The organism is Ramlibacter sp. JJN2-2R (genome assembly GCF_057747835.1).
Genome location: NZ_CM173226.1, coordinates 1,013,602 through 1,032,207 on the forward strand (window position 1 = coordinate 1,013,602; position 18,606 = coordinate 1,032,207).

The 18,606-nt window shown below is 72.4% G+C and carries 13 protein-coding genes; 9 read left to right on the plus strand and 4 right to left on the minus strand.

All coding sequences use genetic code 11. The features are described from left to right. Nucleotides 1-105: 105 nt before the first annotated feature. Complete coding sequence (locus tag AC3ANR_RS04935; protein WP_488290762.1) at nucleotides 106-777, plus strand: response regulator; 672 nt, start codon at nucleotides 106-108, stop codon at nucleotides 775-777. Here the strand turns inward: AC3ANR_RS04935 and AC3ANR_RS04940 are convergent. Beyond that, nucleotides 767-6,814 carry an alkaline phosphatase D family protein gene (locus AC3ANR_RS04940; protein WP_488290763.1) on the minus strand — a complete coding sequence of 2,016 codons (6,048 nt, stop codon included), beginning with the start codon at nucleotides 6,812-6,814 and terminating at the stop codon, nucleotides 767-769. The two genes, AC3ANR_RS04935 and AC3ANR_RS04940, sit on opposite strands and share 11 nt — an antisense overlap. Next, nucleotides 6,814-8,592, minus strand: a complete 1,779-nt coding sequence (locus tag AC3ANR_RS04945) for a hybrid sensor histidine kinase/response regulator (RefSeq protein ID WP_488290764.1) — start codon at nucleotides 8,590-8,592, stop codon at nucleotides 6,814-6,816. The genes AC3ANR_RS04940 and AC3ANR_RS04945 overlap by 1 nt, the downstream gene beginning before the upstream one ends. 326 nt (nucleotides 8,593-8,918) lie before the next feature. On the opposite strand from AC3ANR_RS04945, the gene AC3ANR_RS04950 reads away from it, so the two are divergent. The 5 genes from AC3ANR_RS04950 to mtgA are packed head-to-tail and all read left to right on the plus strand — an operon-like array spanning nucleotide 8,919 to nucleotide 14,002. Further along, on the plus strand, nucleotides 8,919-9,509 hold the full coding sequence (locus AC3ANR_RS04950; RefSeq protein ID WP_488290765.1) for a YqiA/YcfP family alpha/beta fold hydrolase: 591 nt from the start codon (nucleotides 8,919-8,921) through the stop codon (nucleotides 9,507-9,509). 23 nt (nucleotides 9,510-9,532) lie between these two features. After that, nucleotides 9,533-11,584 carry a ribonuclease catalytic domain-containing protein gene (locus AC3ANR_RS04955; protein ID WP_488290766.1) on the plus strand — a complete coding sequence of 684 codons (2,052 nt, stop codon included), beginning with the start codon at nucleotides 9,533-9,535 and terminating at the stop codon, nucleotides 11,582-11,584. Nucleotides 11,585-11,586: 2 nt separating this feature from the next. Further along, nucleotides 11,587-12,435 carry an energy transducer TonB gene (locus AC3ANR_RS04960; protein ID WP_488291753.1) on the plus strand — a complete coding sequence of 283 codons (849 nt, stop codon included), beginning with the start codon at nucleotides 11,587-11,589 and terminating at the stop codon, nucleotides 12,433-12,435. Next, a complete protein-coding gene (gene aroE / locus AC3ANR_RS04965; RefSeq protein ID WP_488290767.1) occupies nucleotides 12,432-13,277 on the plus strand; it encodes a shikimate dehydrogenase in 846 nt (281 codons plus the stop codon). The genes AC3ANR_RS04960 and aroE overlap by 4 nt, the downstream gene beginning before the upstream one ends. Then, complete coding sequence (gene mtgA, locus AC3ANR_RS04970) at nucleotides 13,274-14,002, plus strand: monofunctional biosynthetic peptidoglycan transglycosylase (RefSeq protein ID WP_488290768.1); 729 nt, start codon at nucleotides 13,274-13,276, stop codon at nucleotides 14,000-14,002. The genes aroE and mtgA overlap by 4 nt, the downstream gene beginning before the upstream one ends. Before the next feature lie 4 nt (nucleotides 14,003-14,006). Here mtgA and AC3ANR_RS04975 read toward each other — a convergent pair whose 3' ends face one another. Next, entirely contained in the window at nucleotides 14,007-14,837 is an 831-nt protein-coding gene (locus AC3ANR_RS04975; protein ID WP_488290769.1) for a CAP domain-containing protein, read from the minus strand. Nucleotides 14,838-14,939: 102 nt separating this feature from the next. On the opposite strand from AC3ANR_RS04975, the gene AC3ANR_RS04980 reads away from it, so the two are divergent. Both AC3ANR_RS04980 and AC3ANR_RS04985 read left to right on the plus strand, forming a co-directional pair. Continuing rightward, a complete protein-coding gene (locus AC3ANR_RS04980; RefSeq protein WP_488290770.1) occupies nucleotides 14,940-15,551 on the plus strand; it encodes a lysophospholipid acyltransferase family protein in 612 nt (203 codons plus the stop codon). Between the two features lie 9 nt (nucleotides 15,552-15,560). After that, entirely contained in the window at nucleotides 15,561-16,550 is a 990-nt protein-coding gene (locus AC3ANR_RS04985) for a phosphatidate cytidylyltransferase (RefSeq protein WP_488290771.1), read from the plus strand. Here the strand turns inward: AC3ANR_RS04985 and mpl are convergent. Further along, nucleotides 16,547-17,929 carry a UDP-N-acetylmuramate:L-alanyl-gamma-D-glutamyl-meso-diaminopimelate ligase gene (mpl, locus tag AC3ANR_RS04990; protein ID WP_488290772.1) on the minus strand — a complete coding sequence of 461 codons (1,383 nt, stop codon included), beginning with the start codon at nucleotides 17,927-17,929 and terminating at the stop codon, nucleotides 16,547-16,549. The genes AC3ANR_RS04985 and mpl overlap by 4 nt on opposite strands. Before the next feature lie 81 nt (nucleotides 17,930-18,010). Here mpl and AC3ANR_RS04995 point away from each other — a divergent pair, with 81 nt between their 5' ends. Beyond that, entirely contained in the window at nucleotides 18,011-18,601 is a 591-nt protein-coding gene (locus AC3ANR_RS04995) for a hypothetical protein (RefSeq protein ID WP_488290773.1), read from the plus strand. The last annotated feature ends 5 nt before the right edge of the window (nucleotides 18,602-18,606 follow it).

Consider the following 18,606-nt stretch of genomic DNA (forward strand, 5'->3'; position numbering starts at 1 on the left):
GCGCGCCCCTGAGGAATATCACCGCTCGCCCGGGGTCGGCCAAAGGAGGGAATCGTGCGGCCCCGCCCTGCGCTTAAGATGCCAGCGCACTCCCGGGCAGCATTGATGAAGATCCTAGTCGTCGACGACCATCCCCTGTACCGCAGCGGCGTGGTCCACACGCTCCACGCGACGGTTCCCGACCTCGAAGTCGCCGAGTGCGGCAGCGTGCCGGCCGCCCTGGAGCGGCTGGACGCCGGCCTGGAGCCGCAGTTGATCATCCTGGACCTGAACATGCCGGGCTTCCAGGGGCCGGATTCGCTGCGCACCATCCGCGCGCGTCGCCCGGACATCCCGGTGCTGGTGATGTCGGCCAATGAGGATCCGCGCATCGTGCGCGAATGCGTCGACCTGGGCGCCTATGGCTTCGTTCCCAAGTCCGCCCCCAGCGAGATGCTGCCGTCGGCGCTGGAACTGGTGCTCTCGGGCGGCGTGTTCCTGCCGCCCAGCAGCCTGAGCGTCGACGTGCCCCCCAACCCCGCGCAGCAGGACGCCTGGTCCAAGCTGGGCGCGCGCCTCACCGAGCGCCAGCGCCAGGTGCTGCTGGGCATCGTGCAGGGCAAGCCGAACAAGGTGATCGCCCGCGACCTGAACCTGTCGGACGCGACGATCAAGACGCACGTGTCGCACATCTTCGACGCGCTGGTCGTCTCCAGCCGCACCGAGGCGGTCTACGCGCTCGCGCGGGCCGGCATCGGCATCCGCGACCTCGAACTGCCCGCCGCCGTCAAGGCTTGAGCCGGGGCCGCGGCTGCGCGGCCTGGCTGGCTTGCGGTTCGTCCGGCGTCCGGCCGGGCACCGGCAACTCGATGCTGCAGGCGTGCTCGGCGCCACGGCCCAGCTCCCAGACCCACAGCCGGCGGCGGTACGTCAGCTCGAAGCCCGTGGGAACCGCCCGCGCGCCGACCACGCCCAGGCCCGAGCCACGTTCCATGCCGCCGCCCTCGGGCACGTCCATGTGCAGCGTGCGGCCGCCGGCCAGCGCGATGCGCTCCTGCACGAACACCGACTCGGGTGTGCTGTTGGCGTAGAGCAGGGGCGCATACAGCGGCGGCGCCACCACGGCCGCGCCGACCAGCTGGCCGTCCAGCAGCAGGCGCACGGCGCCGCTCACGTGGTAGTCGCCCGAGAGCAGCAGGAACCGGCCCGGCACCAGGTCGACCAGCAGCTCCAGCAGTTCGCGGCGCTGGGCGTTCGCGTACTGCCAGGTGTCCAGCACGCCGGGGTTGGCCGGGTCGGCGTTGGGCCGCAGTCCGGGCAGGATCACCGAGCCGCACGCGATGACGTTGAGCGCGTGCCGCGCTTGCGGCCGTCGCAGCCAGGTCGCCAGCGGGGCGAGCTCGGGCACGATCCGCGGCGCGTTGCGCTCGCGGGCGGAGCGCGAGTCGATGACGAACAAGCGCGTGCAGCCGTGGTCGAACGCGTAGCTGGTCGCGCCCGTGGCACCCGCCGGTGACTGCAGCCGCTGGAATGTCGTGACAGCCGCGCTCGCCTGGCGGAAGGCGCGGCGTTCGGCGGTGCCGAACGGCCCGCCGCGACCGCTCCACTGCGGCCAGGGCTGTTTGGCGATCGGGGCGCCCAGCGGATAGTTGTCGATCCACTCGTGGTCGTCGGGCGTCATGTACACGGGCATGGCGGCCAGCAGGTCGCCCAGCGCGCCGCGCGCGAAGGCCTTCTCGTGCCGCTCGTAGTAGCGCTCCACCGGGCTGAGCGGGTCGATGAGGCCGGCGGTCGAATCGGCGTAGATCTGGTCGCCCAGCAGCGTGGTGAACGCCACCTGGTCGGCCCGCCCGTCGTTCAGGAACGCCTTGACGGCCGTGTCGACGCGGTCGCGGTCCATCCCGAGGCCCGGGTGCCGGCAGCTGCCGACGCCGAACGCCACGGACTGGCCCGCGGGCAGGGCCTGCCACGTCGCCGCCGGGACGCTGAACGTGGCCCGCGTGAAGTCCCAGCGGGTGTCGGCCAGCGGCGGCACCACCGGCTCGGGGCGCGGCGCACTGGCCCGGCGGATCGCGTCCGAGATGGCCGCATCGTCGGCATCCAGGCCGCCGGGCAGCGGCTCCTCGCCCCAGCACTCGCGCAGGAGCAGCAGTTGCCAGCGTTCGGCCGGCGCCTGGCCGGCCGGGATGCGGATATCGCCCCAGGCGAAACGGTACGGGCCGGCGTGCTCGTGCCAGCGGACCGGGGGGCCGTCCCAGGTCACGAACCGCCTGCCGTCCCAGTGGCGCAACCGCACGCGGCCGGGGCCCAGGTCCCAGCCGCGCCGCCGGTCGTCGACCATGAAGCTCACGCGCACGACGAGATCGCCCGCCTCCTGCCGCACCCAGCCGACGAAGGGGCCGAGGTGCGGCGGCCGCACGACCCAGCCCTCGCACCGGCCCGGCGCGGCGCGGTGGTCCGCATCCGCGTGCACGCGCTGGAAGAACTCGACGATGCGCGGGTAGACGTCGCGATGGGCCCGCTGGCCGATCAGCACGTCCAGGTGGCCATAGCGCGGCACGCGCAGGAAGTCCGTGCGCTCGCCGTCGAAGCTGCGGCAGTACCTGGCTTGCCACTGCGGATGCAGCTGGGCGAGCTTGCGGAACGTCTGCTCCGCCCCGGCGATGTCGAACAACTGGTTCTCCTGGCCGTGCAGCAACTGCACCGGGAAGGCGAGGTGGCGTTCGATGCGCTCCTGCGTCACGTAGCGGTTCAGGCCGTCCTCGTCGACGAGCAGTCCGCGCTCGACGAACCGGCGCGCGTGGCCGAACAGGCGCAGGTTCGAGTCGCCGAACAGCCGGTTCATGATGCCCAGCGTGGCGGCGTTGACGTGCTCGTGCCGGAACAGCTGCGCGTCGATGTGGCGGATGCGGCGGCAGGTCGCCGCCGCGTCGTCGTTGCCGTCGGGCCGCCGGGTCTCGGCCGCCGGCGCCGGCAGGCTGGCGAACAGTCGGTCCAGCAGCGGCAGCACGATGCCCTGCTGCGCGCCCCGCACCGCGAACGGCACGCTGCCGCCGCTCCACACCTTCTGCAGCAGCGCCGGCACCCAGGTCTTGGCCTGCGGGATGCGGCCGCCCACCACCCACGGATGCAGCTGGCTGAACATCGCGTGCGAAAGCATCGAGAGCCGCGCGCCGCTGGCCTGGGCAGGCACGTCACGGTGCGCGAGGCGGCCGGACAGCAGCGCCATCCAGAGCGACGCCGACCCGATGCAGTGGGCGAACGCCGCGATCTGCAGCTTGCGCCCGGGCGCCGCCTGCTCCCCCAGCTCGCCTTGCAGGTGCGCCAGGATGTGGCGCACGGCATGGGGAATGTCGTGCCGGGCGAGCTGGTCGACCGTCGAGGGCTGCTCGGTCAGGCCGCTGCGCGTGGACATGCGCAGGTCCAGCACCCAGACCTCGTACCCGGCGTCGTAGAAGTGCTCCGCCAGGTTCTGCGTCGTCGTGCCGAAGGTGAAGGTCAGGCCCGACTGGCCGAAGGCGTGCAGCAGCAGGACGGACCTGGCGCGGGCGACCGGCACGTCCATCCACTCGCCGGCCACGACCGCAGGCCGGCCCCGCTCCGCCGCGTCGTCCGGGCGCCGATAGCGCATCAGCGGCAGCCGCAGCGGCGCGGCCGATTCCGCGCCGGTGTCGCTGCTGGACCGGCCCCGGGCCACCCCGCGGACCCAGTGCAGTTCGGGGGTGACGCTGCCCTTGTTCGTGCGCAGCGTTGCCTCCTGCCGGTCGAGGGTGTCCCGCACCGGCCGGCCCGAATAGTTCGGCAGCCGGAAGTCGAGCATGCGCGTCTTCAGCCCGAAGCGCAGGAACAGCAGCGGGTAGCCGGCGGCGGCCAGCATGCCGGTCGTGGTGTCGCCGCGGCTGCCGAGCGTGATCGGGCCGCGCAGGCCGCCGGCCGCGCCCGCCTGGTCCCCGACGGCGATCAGGTTCTCGAAGCCCATGCGGAACGTGCCATGGCCATGCACGCGCCACCGGCCGAGCAGGCCGGTGCCCCGCAGCCGCACGTGCGCGTCCATCACCTGCTCCCAGAACGTGGCGCGGATCGGCGCGCGCTCGGTGGTGCCGTCGCTGCTGGTGCGCGTTTTGTGCACCAGCCAGCGCAGCAGCTCGAGCAGGCTGGCGCGGTGCGCCACGCGCTTGCTCGCGACGAACGCCATCTCGCCCGGCCACTGCGGGTGGGCGGCGGGATCGCGCAACACGAGGCGCAGCCGGTAGCGCATGACGCGCTTCTCGCTGGCGTGCACCATCTGCTTGAACAGCGACGCGATCCAGCGCAAGGTGTGCAGGGACAGCACGTCCGCCCCGGCGAAGTTCTCGCGCAAGTCACGCGAGCCGCGCAGCACCCACCACGTGCCGACCGAGCGCCAGAAGGGCAGCAGCGGCATCGCCGCGATGACCCCGGCGACGACCAACGCCGCCTCGGTCTTGGGCAGCCGATCGACGGTGAGCAGCAGCGGGCTGACCACGGCGCCGAGGCCGTACACGAACTGCGCCGCCGATCCCACGAACGCCGTCGCCCCGCTGCTGGTCCAGCCCGCGGGCAGGAGTTCGAACTCGCTGCCGGCGTCCACCCGGTACTCGACGGGCGCGTTGCCGGCGCCGGCGTCCACCCGGTACTCGACGGGCGCGTTGCCGGCGCCGGCATCCGCCGGCCCGATCAGCAGCCGCCCTTCGACCGGAAAGCGGTGGCGGGCCCGCGTCAGGACCTGGGGCAGGTTGGCGGCGCGGAACGTGGCTTCGAGCTTGGCCGCGATCGCCTCGCGGCCGAACGTGGCGGCGAGGTGGGGCGGGAGCACCAGGTCGCGCGAGAGCAGGGTCTCGTGCAGGCCGGCGTCCAGGTCGAGGTCGGCGGACGGGAAGGGCACGGGAACACGCTCTTGCGACCGTGCGGGTGGCTGGCCGGCCCGGGTGTCCTTGCGGGGCAGCGCGTCGAGCGCCCGCTCGGCCAGGGCGGTGATGGTCAGCAGCGGATTGCAGCCGAGCGAGGTGGGCACGATGGAGCCATCGAGCACGAACAGGCCGCGGTAGCGATGCGGGCGGTTGCCCGCGCCGCGCCGTGGCTCGCCGTCGCCGGCCGGCTCGATGGCCGCGCGCGGGATGGCCGGCGCACCGGGATCGCGCACCCACACGCGGCCGAGGTGGTCGACCACGGAGCTGTCGGGCGCGTCGCCCATGACGCAGCCGCCCAGCGGGTGGACGGTCGTGACCGAGGGGGTGGGCATCTCGCCGTGCATCAGCTCGGTCGCCGTGCGCGGCAGCGGGCGCCACAGCGGGTTGTGCACGTGCCGCTTGCCGAGCCGGTCGAAGGCGCGCTGCTGGGCCTGGTAGGTGGGCAGGGTGTCGGGCTGCGTCAGGTAGCCGGCCGTGCGGTCGCTGTCGTCCAGCCAGACCAGCCGCGCCGGCGAGCCGTCGTGGCCCATCGTGAGCAGGACCTGGGCCTGCTGCGCCATGGCCGCGCTGGCGGAGAGCGGGTCTTCGGCCGCGGCCCCGCGATGGCCGAGCTTGCGGAACCACCAGTCGTCCAGCTGCCGCAGCGTGTGGCCGGTGGCGAGCAGTTCGCGCGCCACCTGCGCGATCGCGCGCGGCACGGCGCCGTCCTCGATCAACAGGCGTTCGGTGAGCGGACGCGAGGGGTCGCGCAGGTCGACGGCGGCCGTGATGGTCGGTCCGGCGATGCGTGCCGCCGTGAACGGCTGGCCCTGCCTGGCCTTGCGCCACTCGTCGAGCCCGGCCTGGCCGCGCCCGACCGAGCCGACCGGCTGCGGTTCGTCCACCACCCAGCTGAGGCTGTCGCCGTTGCCCGAGACGCGCGTGCCGAGCGCGGCCGAGAACGAGAGGGCGCCGTCCGAGCGCGCCTGCGATCGCTGCAGCAGCTGCGTGCTGCCGAACGTGCCGGCGCACACGAACAGCAGCGGCGCGCGCAGCACGCGGTGGGTGGCCGCCGGCTCGGTTTCGGCGAACAGGTGCTGAGTCGCCAAGAACTGCTGCTGGGCGTCGGTCGAGAACGCGTGCACCTCCCAGGCGAAGTCGCCCTCACCGGCGGCGGGGGCGAAGCGGTAGACCTCGGCCTGGGTGACGATCTGCAGCAGGCCGCTGTCCAGCGCCTCCTGCAGGTAGGTGCGGCCCAGCGTCTGCTTGGCGCCCGGGACATTGCAGCCCGAGGCGCAGTCGCCGCAGCGCAGGCAGGCCTCGCCGTCGATGGTGAGTTCGAGCGAGCGGGTGCGGCCCTGCAGCCGCTGCCCGAGACGCTCCAGGGCCGCCGTCTTGCGCAGCTTGCCGCCGTCGGGCAGCCGCGAGGACCACGGGCGCGCCCGCAACTGTTCGCGCGCGCGTTCGACGTGGGGACCGAGGCCGCCGTCCAGTTCGGCGCGGATCGCCGCGGGCCACGCGTCCTGCAGGAACACATCGGGGTCCGGCTCGATGGCCACGCCGGCGTTGATCAGGCTGCCGCCGCCCAGGCCGTTGCCGGTGACGGCGACCAGGCCCTGGCCGAGGTGGAATTCCACCAGGCCGCTCGCGCGGCCGCGTGGCTGCGGCTGCGTGGGCACGTTGATCCGCAGGTACTTGGGGACCAGCGAGAAGTCGTTCGGGAATTCGCCCGGCAGGTACTCGCTGCCGCGCTCGAGCAGCAGCGTGCGATAGCCCTTGCCGACCAGCCGCAGGGCGGCCACGCTGCCGCCGTAGCCCGAGCCGATGACGATGGCATCGAAGCCGGGGCCGCCGGCCGGGCCCCAGGCGTCGGAGGCGATCCATTCGCGCCAGGTGGCCGACAGCGGGCGGCCGGCCTCGTCGGCCATCAGGCGGCTTCCACCGGGCTCGTGCCGGGCAGCAGGCGGTGCAGGTGCTGCAGCAGCGTCTCGGGCGCCACCGGCTTTTGCAGGCACGGCACGCCCAGGCCCTTGTCCTGCAGGTCCGGCTCGCCGGAGACGATGAGGGCCGGCACGTGCCCGTGCTGCGCGCGCAAGGCAGCGATGGCGTCCATGCCGTTGCCGCGCGCGAGGCGGTAGTCCGCGATGATGCAATGCAGCCGGCCGGGGTTTTGCGCCAGCGCCTGCTGCACCTGCTCGAGATCACTGCCGGTGGCGACGGTGGCGCCGGCTTCCTGCAGCCAGGCCGTGAGCGCCTCGCGTGCCAGCCGGTCGTTCTCGATCAGCGCGATCAGCCGGCCCTGCAGCGCCAGCGCCTGCACCTCCTGCGGGCGCCGCGCCGCCGGCGTGGGTTCCTCGTGGATCGGCAGCAGGATCGACGCGCAGGTGCCCTGGCCCGGCGCCGAGCGCAGCGCGAGTTCCGCCCCCATCAGGTCGGCCATGTGCCGGCAGATCGCCAGTCCCAGCCCGATGCCCTCCGCCTCGGCCAGGCTCGCCGAGCGCCCGCGCTGGAAGGCATTCCAGACCACGCCCAGGTCATCCTGGTCCATCCCGACGCCCTGGTCCTCGACCTGCACCTCCAGCCGGTTGCCGGCCGGCAGCACCCGAAGGACGATGGCGCCGCGCAGCGAGTACTTGGAAGCGTTGTCCAGGAAGTTGCGCAGCAGCCGCTCCAGCAGGACGGGGTCGGCGGTGACGGGGCCATCGGCGCCCAGCTCGAGCCGGAACTGCAACCCCTTGGCGGCGCACTTCTCGGCGAACCCGGACACCGTCGCCTGCACCAGGCGGCCGACCTGCACCGGCTGCAGGTTCGCCTTCATGGTGCCGGCGTCGATCTGCGCGAAATCGACGAGGTGGCGGAACATGTTGTCGATCGACTGGCCGGTGCGCACGATCTGCTGGGCGATGGTTTCGCGCCGGGCCGTGTCGCCCGAGCGGCGGAAGATGTCGGACAGGAACAGCAGCGCCTGCACCGGCTGGCGCAGGTCGTGGCTCGCCGCGCCCAGGAAGCGCGAGCGCGCGCGCTGGATGTCCTGCTGCCGCTCGAGCGATGCACGCAACTGCTCCACCAGCTGCGCGTTGTGGGTGCCGATCTCGACGTTCTCGCGCAGCTGCCGCCAGTAGGTCTCGACGGCGCGCTGCAGGATGGGAGCGGCCAGCACCATCGCCGTGCCGATGATGAGGTGCTCGGAGCGGTCGGCCTTCCACGCCCAGCCCATGTAGACCGTGGCGAGGCTGGTCACCATGTAGCCGGCATAGACGCGCGGGCAGACGCCGAGCACGGCGACGGCGGCGGACAGCGTGCCGAGGGTGAAGACGGTCAGCACCCCGATCGCGGCCAGCGTGAGCGAGTGGCCGAACAGCGGCACGGCCGACGACGGGAACCAGCCGGTGATGGCCGCCACGATCGCGATGCGAAGCAGGGTCTTCTCGGTGGGGCCGTCGGTCGCCACCAGCCGGCGGAAGTAGGCCTGCCGGACGGCGAGGGCGGTGACCAGCACGGCATACCAGGCGAGGTAGGCCGCCCAGCCGACCGCCGGCACCAGCAGCACGCCGTACAGCATGCACAGCAGGACCAGCGCCCTGGCGCCGGCGGGCGTCTGCCGCAGCAGGATGTCCACGCTGCGCTCAGTCACCTCCCGCGCCAGGGCGGCCTTGTCCGCCTTCGATCCCGCCTCGCTCTCCATCTTCTTGTTCCTTCGGCGCACGGGACCGCTGGGTCGGTCCCGTCCCTGGGCGCCACCCCGCAGTGTGCGGCAGGAGCGGCCACTTGCATCCGTCGCGCGAGCGGCTCGTCGCTTGGCGCCAACACAGGCCCGTCGCCGCGAGTCGCCGCTCGCCCATTTGGCCGATCTGCCGCCGCACCGTCCTGGCTTACCTTCGCGGCTCCGGAGGAGGGAGAAAGAGGGAAGCTCCAGCGACCGAGGGCAGCCGCCCACGGTTCACGGCCCGGGTGGGTCGGCACACCTGCCTGGCCGTTGCGCCCCGCTGGCATCGCCGGCGGGGCTTCTTTTTTTTCTGCCACCATCGCGCGGTGACCGCCACCACGCACCTGCTGTACCTCCACGGGTTCCGCTCCTCGCCGCAGTCGGCCAAGGCCCGCCAGGTGGCCGCCCGGGTCGCGCGCGACCACCCGGGCGTGACGTGGTGGTGCCCGCAGCTGCCGGCGTCGCCCGCGCAGGCCATGCGCGAGGTGCTGGCCGGCATCGCCGGCTGGCCGTCCGATGCGATGGCGGTGATCGGCTCCTCGCTGGGCGGCTTCTACGCCACGCACGTGGCGCAGCAAAGGGGCTGCAAGGCCGTCGTGCTCAACCCCGCCGTGCATGCCGCGCGCGACCTGGCGCGCCACATCGGCGAGCACGCGGCCTGGCACGATCCGTCGCAGCGGTTCTTCTTCGAGCCGCGCTACGTCGACGAGCTGCGCGCGCTGGAGACCGGCCCGCTGCGCGATCCTGGCCGCTTTTTCGCCGTCATCGCCAAGGGCGACGAGGTGCTCGACTGGCGCGAGATGGCCGCGCGCTACGCCGGCGCGCGCATCCGGCTGCTGGAGGGCGGTGACCACGCGTTGTCGGATTTCGACGACCACCTCGGCGAGGTGCTGGACTTCCTGCAGCTGTCGCGCTGAGGTCGCGTGGGAAAATCCCACCGATGTATGCATTGTTCGAAGAGGCCGGCAAGTTCCAGGCCGGTCGGGTGCTGGCCGACGCCGAGGCGTCGGCGCAGGTGGAGCTGGAGTCCGGCAAGCGGGTCAAGGTCAAGGCGGCCAACATCCTGTTGCGGTTCGAGAAGCCCCAGCCGGCGGAGCTGATTGCCGCCGCCCAGGCCCAGGCCCGGGAGATCGAGCTGGACCTCGCCTGGGAATTCGCGCCCGAGGAGGAATTCGGCTTCGCCGACCTGGCGCGTGACTATTTCAGCGACAAGGCGCCCCTGGAGCAGCAGGCGGCGATGCTGTTCCGCCTGTTCGAGGCGCCGCACTACTTCCGCCGCGCGGGCAAGGGCCGGTTCCGCAAGGCGCCGGCCGAGATCGTGCAACAGGCCCTGGCGGCGATCGAGAAGAAGAAGCTGGTGCAGCAGCAGATCACCGACTGGGCCGCCGAACTGGCCGCCGGCCGGTGCCCGGCGCCGATCCGCGAGCAGCTGTTCCGCATCCTGTTCAAGCCGGACAAGAACGCGCCGGAGTACAAGGCCGTCGTCGAGGCGTCGCGCCACACGCATACCGCGCCGCTGGCGCTGCTGCAGCATGCCGGCGCCATCGACTCGCCCTACCAGTTCCACTGGAAGCGGTTCCTGTTCGAGTACTTCCCCAAGGGCACCGGCTTTCCGCCGCTCACCGCGCCCGCCATCGCGGGCGACCTGCCCGTCTCGTCGGCCCAGGCCTTTTCGATCGACGACTCGCACACCACCGAGATCGACGACGCGCTGTCGGTGCAGGGGCTGGGCAGCGGCACGGTGACGCTGGGCATCCACATCGCGGCCCCGGGGCTGGCGCTGCAGCCCGGCTCGGCCGTCGACCAGGTGGCGCGCCAGCGCCTGTCGACGGTCTACATGCCCGGCCACAAGATCACGATGCTGCCGGACGACGTGGTGCAGGCCTACACGCTGCAGGAAGGGCGCGACTGCCCGGCCGTGTCGCTCTACGTGGCGCTGGACGAGGCGACGCTCGAGATCCGCGAGACCAGCACGCGGCTGGAGCGGGTGCCGATCGTGGCCAACCTGCGGCACGACCGGCTCGATGCCTTCATCACGCAGGAGTGGCTCGAGGGCGGCACCGCCGATGGCGTGCCGGAGCCCGCGGCCTCGCTGCAGGCGCCGCTGTCGTTCATCTGGCGCTTCGCGCAGAAGCTCAAGGCGCAGCGCGAGGTCGTGCGCGGCAAGCCCGAGACCTTCAACCGGCCGGACTACACGTTCCGGCTGGTCGGCCACGACGGCAGCGAGCCGGGCGGCGCCGAGCAGGTGGAGATCACCGTGCGCCGGCGCGGCGCCCCGCTCGACCTGATGGTGGCCGAGGCGATGATCCTGGCCAACAGCACCTGGGGCCAGTGGCTGGCCGAGCTGGGCGTGCCCGGCATCTACCGCAGCCAGTCGAGCCTGGCGCCCGGGGTCAAGGTGCGCATGGGGACCAAGGCGGGGCCGCACGCGGGCATCGGCGTCAAGTGCTACGCGTGGAGCACCTCGCCGCTGCGCCGCTACACCGACCTGGTGAACCAGTGGCAGATCATCGCGGCGGCCCGGCACGGCCGCACCGCCGCCCTGGCCGCGCCCTTCAAGCCCAAGGACGCCGACCTGTTCTCCGTCATCTCGAGCTTCGACTCGGCGTACACCGCCTACAACGGCTACCAGGCGGCGATGGAGCGCTTCTGGACGCTGCGCTACCTGCGCCAGCACGACGTGCAGGAACTGGTGGGCAGTGTGTTCCGCGAGGGACTGGTGCGCGCGGACAACCTGCCGCTGGTGCTGCCGGTGCTGGGGACCGAGGGACTGCCGCGCGGCAGACAGGTGCGGGTGCGGCTGGGCGAGATCGACGACATCACGCTCGAAGTGTCCGGCACGGTCGTCGAACGGCTGGATGGAACGCCCGGGGTGTCGGCGGAAGACGACACCGGCGAGGACGAAGAGCCCGTGGCGGGCCCGATCGCCATCGCCGTCGACGTCACGGAAGGCGGCGAACCCGACAATGCGGCGGATAATCCGCCGTCGTGAACCTGAAGTCCCTCAGCACCCTGCAGATCGCATTGGGCGTCTCGGTCGCGGTGCATGCCGCGCTGCTGACCGTCCGGCTGGTCGACCCCGAGGGCTTCAACCGCGTCTTCCAGGACACCCCGCTCGAAGTGGTGCTGGTCAACGCCCGCAGCACCGAGCGGCCGGACAAGGCCCAGGCCATCGCGCAGGCGTCGCTGGCCGGCGGCGGTGAGGCCGCCAAGGGGCGCGCCACCTCGCCGCTGCCGCCGTCGGCGCTGACGGCGGTGGGCGACGAAGCGGAGGACTCGCAGCGCCGGATCGAGGCGATGCAGGACCAGCAGATGCTGATGCTGGCGCAGGTGCGGCAGATGCTCGCCGCCATGCCGCCGCCCGACCCGAGCCGCCCGAGCAACAGCCCCGAGTCGCAGCAGCGCGAGCAGAAGCGCCGCCAGCTGGTGCGCCTGCTGGCCGAGATCGAGCGCCGCATCAACGAGGAGAACGCGCGCCCGAAGAAGCGCTACATCAGCCCCGCCACGCGCGAGGAGGTGTATGCGGTCTACTACGACGCGCTGCGCCGCAGGATCGAGGACCGCGGCACGCAGAATTTCCCCGAACTCGCCGGCCGCAAGCTGTACGGCGAGCTCACCATGATCGTGACCGTCAATTTCGACGGCCGCATCCTGGACACCGAAGTCGTGGAGAGCTCCGGCAACCCCACCCTGGACCGGCGGGCGCAGACGATTGCGCGCGCCTCCGGACCGTTCGGCCGCTTCAGCGACGCGATGCGCCGGCGCGCCGACCAGATCGTGGTGGTGTCCCGGTTCAAGTTCACCCGCGACGAGACGCTCGAGACCAAGCTCACCAGCCGATGACGGACGACCGCTATTGCGTCGTGGGCCACCCGGTCGAACACAGCCGGTCGCCGTGGATCCATGCCCGCTTCGCCGAACTCACGGGCCAGGCCCTGCGCTACGAGCGGCTGCTCGCGCCGCTGGACGGCTTTGCCGACGCGGTCCGCGGCTTCCGTGACGCCGGCGGGCGTGGCTGCAATGTCACGCTGCCCTTCAAGTTCGAGGCGGCATCGCTCGCCGACACGCTGAGCGAACGCGCGCGGCTGGCGGGCGCGTGCAACACGCTGCGCTTCGACGGGCCGCGGATCTTCGGCGACAACACCGACGGCGTGGGGCTGGTGCGCGACATCGAGGCCAATGCGGCGGTTGCACTGGCGGGCCGGCGCGTGCTGCTGGTCGGCGCGGGCGGCGCGGGCGCGGGCGTGCTCGGCCCGCTGCTCGAGGCGGGCGTGGCCGAGGTGGTGGTGGCCAACCGCACGCTGGACAAGGCACGCGCGCTGGTCGAGCGCCATGCCGCCACGGCGCAGGCGAATGCCGTGCGCCTGGCGCCCGTGGCGCTGGACGGCGTGCACTCGCCGTTCGATGTCGTCGTCAATGCGACGGCGGCGAGTCTCGCCGGCGGCCAGGTGCCGGTGCCCGAGAGCGCGGTGGGGCCGGGCACGCTGGCCTACGACATGATGTACGGCGCCGCGGCCGAACCGTTCCTCGCCTGGGCGGCCGCGCGCGGTGCGCAGGGGCGCGACGGGCTGGGCATGCTGGTGGAGCAGGCGGCCGAATCCTTCCGGGTCTGGCGCGGCGTGCGACCGCCCGCGGCCCGGGTGCTGGCTGAACTGAGGGCCCACCTGGCGGGAGCGGCAGCTTGAGGGCCGTGCTGCGCTGGCTGCTGCTTCTCGTGCTGGCAGGCCTGGCGCTGGAGCTGTTCTTCGTCCTTCGCATCGCCACGGCGGCGGTGGTCGATCCGCAGTCCACGAGCTTCCAGCGCTCCGAGGCGTTTCGCATCGCCACCGAGAAGGGGCGGCTGCGGTGGCGCCAGGAGTGGGTGCCCTACGACCGGATCTCGGACAACCTCAAGCGCGCGGTGATCGCCTCCGAGGACGACGACTTCGTCAACCACGACGGCATCGACTGGGAGGCGATCGAGAAGGCGTGGGAGAAGAACGCCAAGGCGCAGGAGCTGGCCGCGCGCCGCGCGCACTTCCGCCCCGATGCCCGGGCGCCCAAGATCGTGGGCGGCTCCACCATCACGCAGCAGCTGGCCAAGAACCTGCTGCTGTCGGGCGAGCGCACGCTGCTGCGCAAGGGGCAGGAGGTCGTGCTCACGTTCACGCTCGAGCGCATGCTGTCCAAGCAGCGCATCCTGGAGATCTACCTGAACAGCGTGGAGTGGGGCGAGGGCGTCTTCGGCGCCGAGGCCGCTGCGCAGCACTACTGGCGCAAGCACGCCAGCCAGCTGACGGCCTACGAGGCGGCGCGGCTGGCGGTGATGCTGCCGCGCCCACGCTACTTCGAGAAGGTGCCCAATTCCGGGTACCTGGCCCACCGGTCGCAGACCATCGTGGCGCGGATGCGCAACGCCGAACTGCCCTGATCGTTCAGCGCGGCCGCCCGAATTCCTGCGCCCAGTAGATCCCGCCTTCGCTCGTCCTGTCGACCACGAAGGCGACGCCCATCTGGGTGAAGCGCGGCTCCATGATGTTGGCGCAGTGCTCGGGGCTGGACAGCCAGTCCCGCACCACCAGGTCCGGCGACGTCTGGCCCATCGCGATGTTCTCGCCGACGCTGCGCCAGTCGTAGCCGGCCCGCGTGGCGCGCTGCGCGGGCGTGCTGCCGTCGCGCCCCTCGTGCTCCAGGTAGCTACCGCGGGCCATGGATTCGGCGTGCGTGGCCGCCGCGCGCGTGAGCCGGGCATCGAGGGTGAGCGGACCAGCGGCGGCGAACGGCCGGCCGCCGCACCGGCGCGGCTGTGCCCGGGCGCGGTTCACCAGGGCGAGCAACTGCGCCGCGACGTCCTGGGCGTCGGCCTGCGGTGGCGGATCGAACGGCGCCGCCGCGACGATCCACCAGGAGCTGCCGCTGCGATGCACGCCCGCCTCCACCAGGTCGGCGCCGCCGAGTTCGCGGCAGTGGCCGCGCACCAGCGCCTGCGTCACCTCCCGGGGCGACCGGTAGCCCGACAGGCGCCACTCGACGCCGCGCTTGGCACGGTACCCGCTCGCCTGCAGCGCCGGCGCGAGCGCCGTGCCACGCGCCAGGCGGGACGCTGCTTCGGCCAGTTGCGGATGCGGCCGCAGCGGCGGCGCCGAGGCCGCGCAATGCCGCCGGGCTTGCGCGACGGCGTCGAACGCGTCGTCGGCGGCCGCCGGGAGGGTCACCAGGGCGGCGGCGAGCGCGGCCGCCGTCGCCGGCAGTCGGAATCGGCGCATCGGCACAGCATAGGCAGCCGCCGCGTCCGCAGGGGTGGCCGCACGCATCAGCCGCAAGCAGTTGTGGCCGCCCTGGCCCAGCGGTGGCCTATCATCGCCCGCATGCTGGCCAAGGCGATGAGCCTGTTTCTGCTGGGGCTCGTGCGGGTGCTGACCGGCGCCCAGGCCCGCTGGTACGGATGCCCGCCGAAGGCGGAGCAGCGGATCTACTTCGCCAACCACCAGAGCCACGCCGACCTGGTGATGATCTGGGCGGCCCTGCCGAGCGAATTGCGCAGCATCACGCGGCCGATCGCCGCCCGGGACTACTGGACGCGTTCGCGGTTTCGCGAATGGATCACCACCGCGGTCTTCAACGCGGTGTACGTGGACCGGGCCCGTACGGGCGAGCAGGACCCGCTGGAGCCGCTGGCGCAGGCGCTGCAGAACGGCGACTCGATCATCCTGTTCCCGGAGGGCACCCGCGGCCACGCCGAGGAGCCGCAGCCGTTCAAGGCCGGCCTGTACAACCTGGCGGTGCGGTTCCCGCACGTGGTGCTGGTGCCCGCGTGGATCGACAACGTGCAGCGCGTCATGCCCAAGGGCGAAGTCGTGCCGGTGCCGATCCTCTGTTCGGTCACCTTCGGCGCGCCGATCGCCCTGCAACCGGGCGAGGACCGGCATGCCTTCCTGCAGCGCGCCCGCGAAGCGGTGATCGCGCTGCGCCATGTGTGACCGCCGGCCATGAACGAGACCCTGCGCAACCTCACGCCCACCCAGCAGGTGGCGGCGCTGTTCTTCCTGGTCTTCGGCCTGCTGGTGGTGATCAGCGTCACCGCCTTCCTGCTGACGTTCCGCACGCGTGGCCGCGCGCAGGACCCCGCGTGGCACGAGGAGCTGCGCGATTTCCGCCAGCTGCTGGGCACCTCGTGGGTGATGGTCGCGACCTTCTGGATCGCCTGGGTCGCGGGCGACACGGTGGCGACCGTGCTGTTCGCGGTGATCGCGTTCTTCGCCCTGCGCGAGTTCATCACCCTGTCGCCCACGCGCCGCGCCGACCACCGCAGCCTGGTGCTGGCGTTCTTCGTCGTGCTGCCGGTGCAGTTCTGGCTGGCCGCGACGCGGCACTTCGACCTGTTCACCGTCTTCATCCCGGTGTACGTGTTCCTGGCCCTGCCGCTGGCAAGCGCGCTGGGCGGCGACACGCAGCGGTTCCTGGAGCGCAACGCCAAGCTGCAGTGGGGCATCGTGGTGTGCATCTACGGCATGAGCCACGTGCCCGCCCTGATGCTGCTGGACTTCAGCCACCGCAACTTCACCGGCAAGAGCGCATTCCTCGTGTTCTTCCTGGTGTTCGTGGTGCAGACCTGCATGGTGGTGCAGCACGTGCTCACGCGCCGCCTGAAACGCCCGCCCAGCGTCCCCGAGGTGAGCCGCAGCTTCAACTGGTATTGCTGGTCGCTGGGCATGGCGGTGGGCAGCCTGGTGGGCGGGGCGCTGTCCTTCATCACGCCCTTCGAGCCGGAGCAGGCGGTGGCGATGGCGTTCATCGCCTGCGGCGCGGGCTCGCTGGGCCACCTGGTGATGAAGGCGCTCAAGCGCGATCGCGGCGTGCCCGCCTGGGGGCACCGGGCGTCGGTCACGGGCGCCAACGGCCTGCTCGACCGGGTCGATGCGCTGTGCTTCGCCGCACCGATCTTCTTCCACTCGGTGCGCTGGTACTTCGGCGTCTAGCGCGCCCCGGCCTCCAGGGCCTGCAGCAGGCGGGCGTGGATGCCGCCGAAGCCGCCGTTGCTCATGCAGACCACGTGGTCGCCGGGCCGCGCTGCCGCGGCCACCTGCCGCACGGCGTCGTCGATCGTGTCGGCCACCTGCGCCTTCGCGCCCAGCGGCGCCAGCGCCTCGTGCGCGTCCCAGCCCAGGCCGCCTGCGTGGCAGATGGCCAGGTCCGCCTGCTCCAGGCTCCAGGGCAGCTGTGCCTTCATCGCGCCCAGCTTCATCGTGTTGCTGCGCGGCTCGAACACCGCCAGGATGCGGCCGCCGTCCGCGCCCAGCTTGCGCCGCAGCCCGTCCAGCGTGGTGCGGATCGCGGTGGGATGGTGGGCGAAGTCGTCGTACACCTGCACGCCGCCGGCCTGGCCGCGCAGCTCCATGCGGCGCTTGACGTTCTGGAAGGACGCCAGTGCCTGGCCGGCCTGTTCGCCGCTGACGCCCAGGTGGTCGGCGGCGGCGATGGCCGCCAGCGCATTGAGCTGGTTGTGGGTGCCGCTGAGGTCCCACGCCACGCGGCCCACGTGCCGGCCGCGCAGCAGCACGTCGAACGCACCCGGGTCGCCCTCGGCCGTGTAGTCGCTCACCGCCGCGCCGAAGGAGCGCACCTCGCTCCAGCAGCCCTGGTGCAGCACCCGGGCCAGGCTTTCCTCCAGGCCGTTGACCACGACGCGGCCGGTCGACGGCACCGTGCGCACCAGGTGGTGGAACTGGCGCTCGATGGCCGCCAGGTCGTCGAAGATGTCCGCGTGGTCGAACTCGAGGTTGTTCAGCACCGCGGTGCGCGGGCGGTAATGGACGAACTTGCTGCGCTTGTCGAAGAACGCCGTGTCGTACTCGTCCGCTTCGATCACGAAGCACGAGCCCGTGCCCAGGCGGGCCGAGCGGCCGAAGTTCAGCGGCACGCCGCCCACGAGGAAGCCCGGGGCCAGGCCGGCCTGCTCCAGGATCCACGCCAGCATCGACGTGGTCGTCGTCTTGCCGTGGGTGCCCGCGACGGCCAGCACATGGCGGCCCTGCAGCACGTTCTCGGCCAGCCATTGCGGCCCGCTGGTGTAGCGGGCGCCGGCGTCCAGGATCGCTTCCATCAGCGGGTAGCGGGGCGAGCCGTCCGGCTGGCGGGCCCGCGAGACGACGTTGCCGACGACCCAGACGTCCGGCCGCAGGCCCATCTGGTCGGCGCCGTAGCCTTCCACGAGCTCGATGCCGAGGCTGCGCAGCTGGTCGCTCATCGGGGGATACACGCCGGCGTCGCAGCCGGTGACGGTATGCCCGGCTTCCCGGGCCAGGGCCGCGACACCTCCCATGAAGGTGCCGCAGATCCCCAGGATGTGGATGTGCATCGGCCGATTATCCGTGCCGGCCCCGGTGGCCAGCCGGCGCCGGCAGGGGCGGCGCGTCCGCAGGTGCACAATCGCGGCCCCATGGACAGTGCCCAGACCGAGATCGCCGCGGCGGCCGCGCGGATGGTGGTGGAGGAGGGCCTCGAGTACGGCCCGGCCAAGCGGCGCGCCGTCAAGCAGCTGGGCCTGCCGGCGCGCGCGGCCCTGCCGGACAACGAGGCGGTCGAGGCAGCCGTGCGCGAGTACATCGACCTGTTCTGCGCGGACACCCAGCCGGCCGAGCTGGCCGCGCTGCGCCGGCACGCGCTCACCTGGATGGAGCGCCTGGCCGAATTCCGGCCCCACCTGGCGGGCGCCGTCTGGCACGGCACCGCCACGCGGTTGTCCGACATCTACCTGCAGCTGTTCTGCGACGATCCGAAGTCGGCCGAGATCATGCTGATCGACAAGGGCGTGGATTACGAGCCGCGCACCGTCACCGGTTTCCAGGGCCAGCCGGTGGAGGCGCTGAGCATCTCCAGCTTCTGTCCCGGCCTGGGCGAGCAGGTGGGGGTGCACCTGCTGATCCACGACCACGACGACCTTCGTGGCGCACTCAAGCCCGATGCCCGGGGCCGCACGCCGCGCGGCGACGCCGCCGCGGTGGCGGCGCTGCTTGCGGCGCAAGCATGATCGAG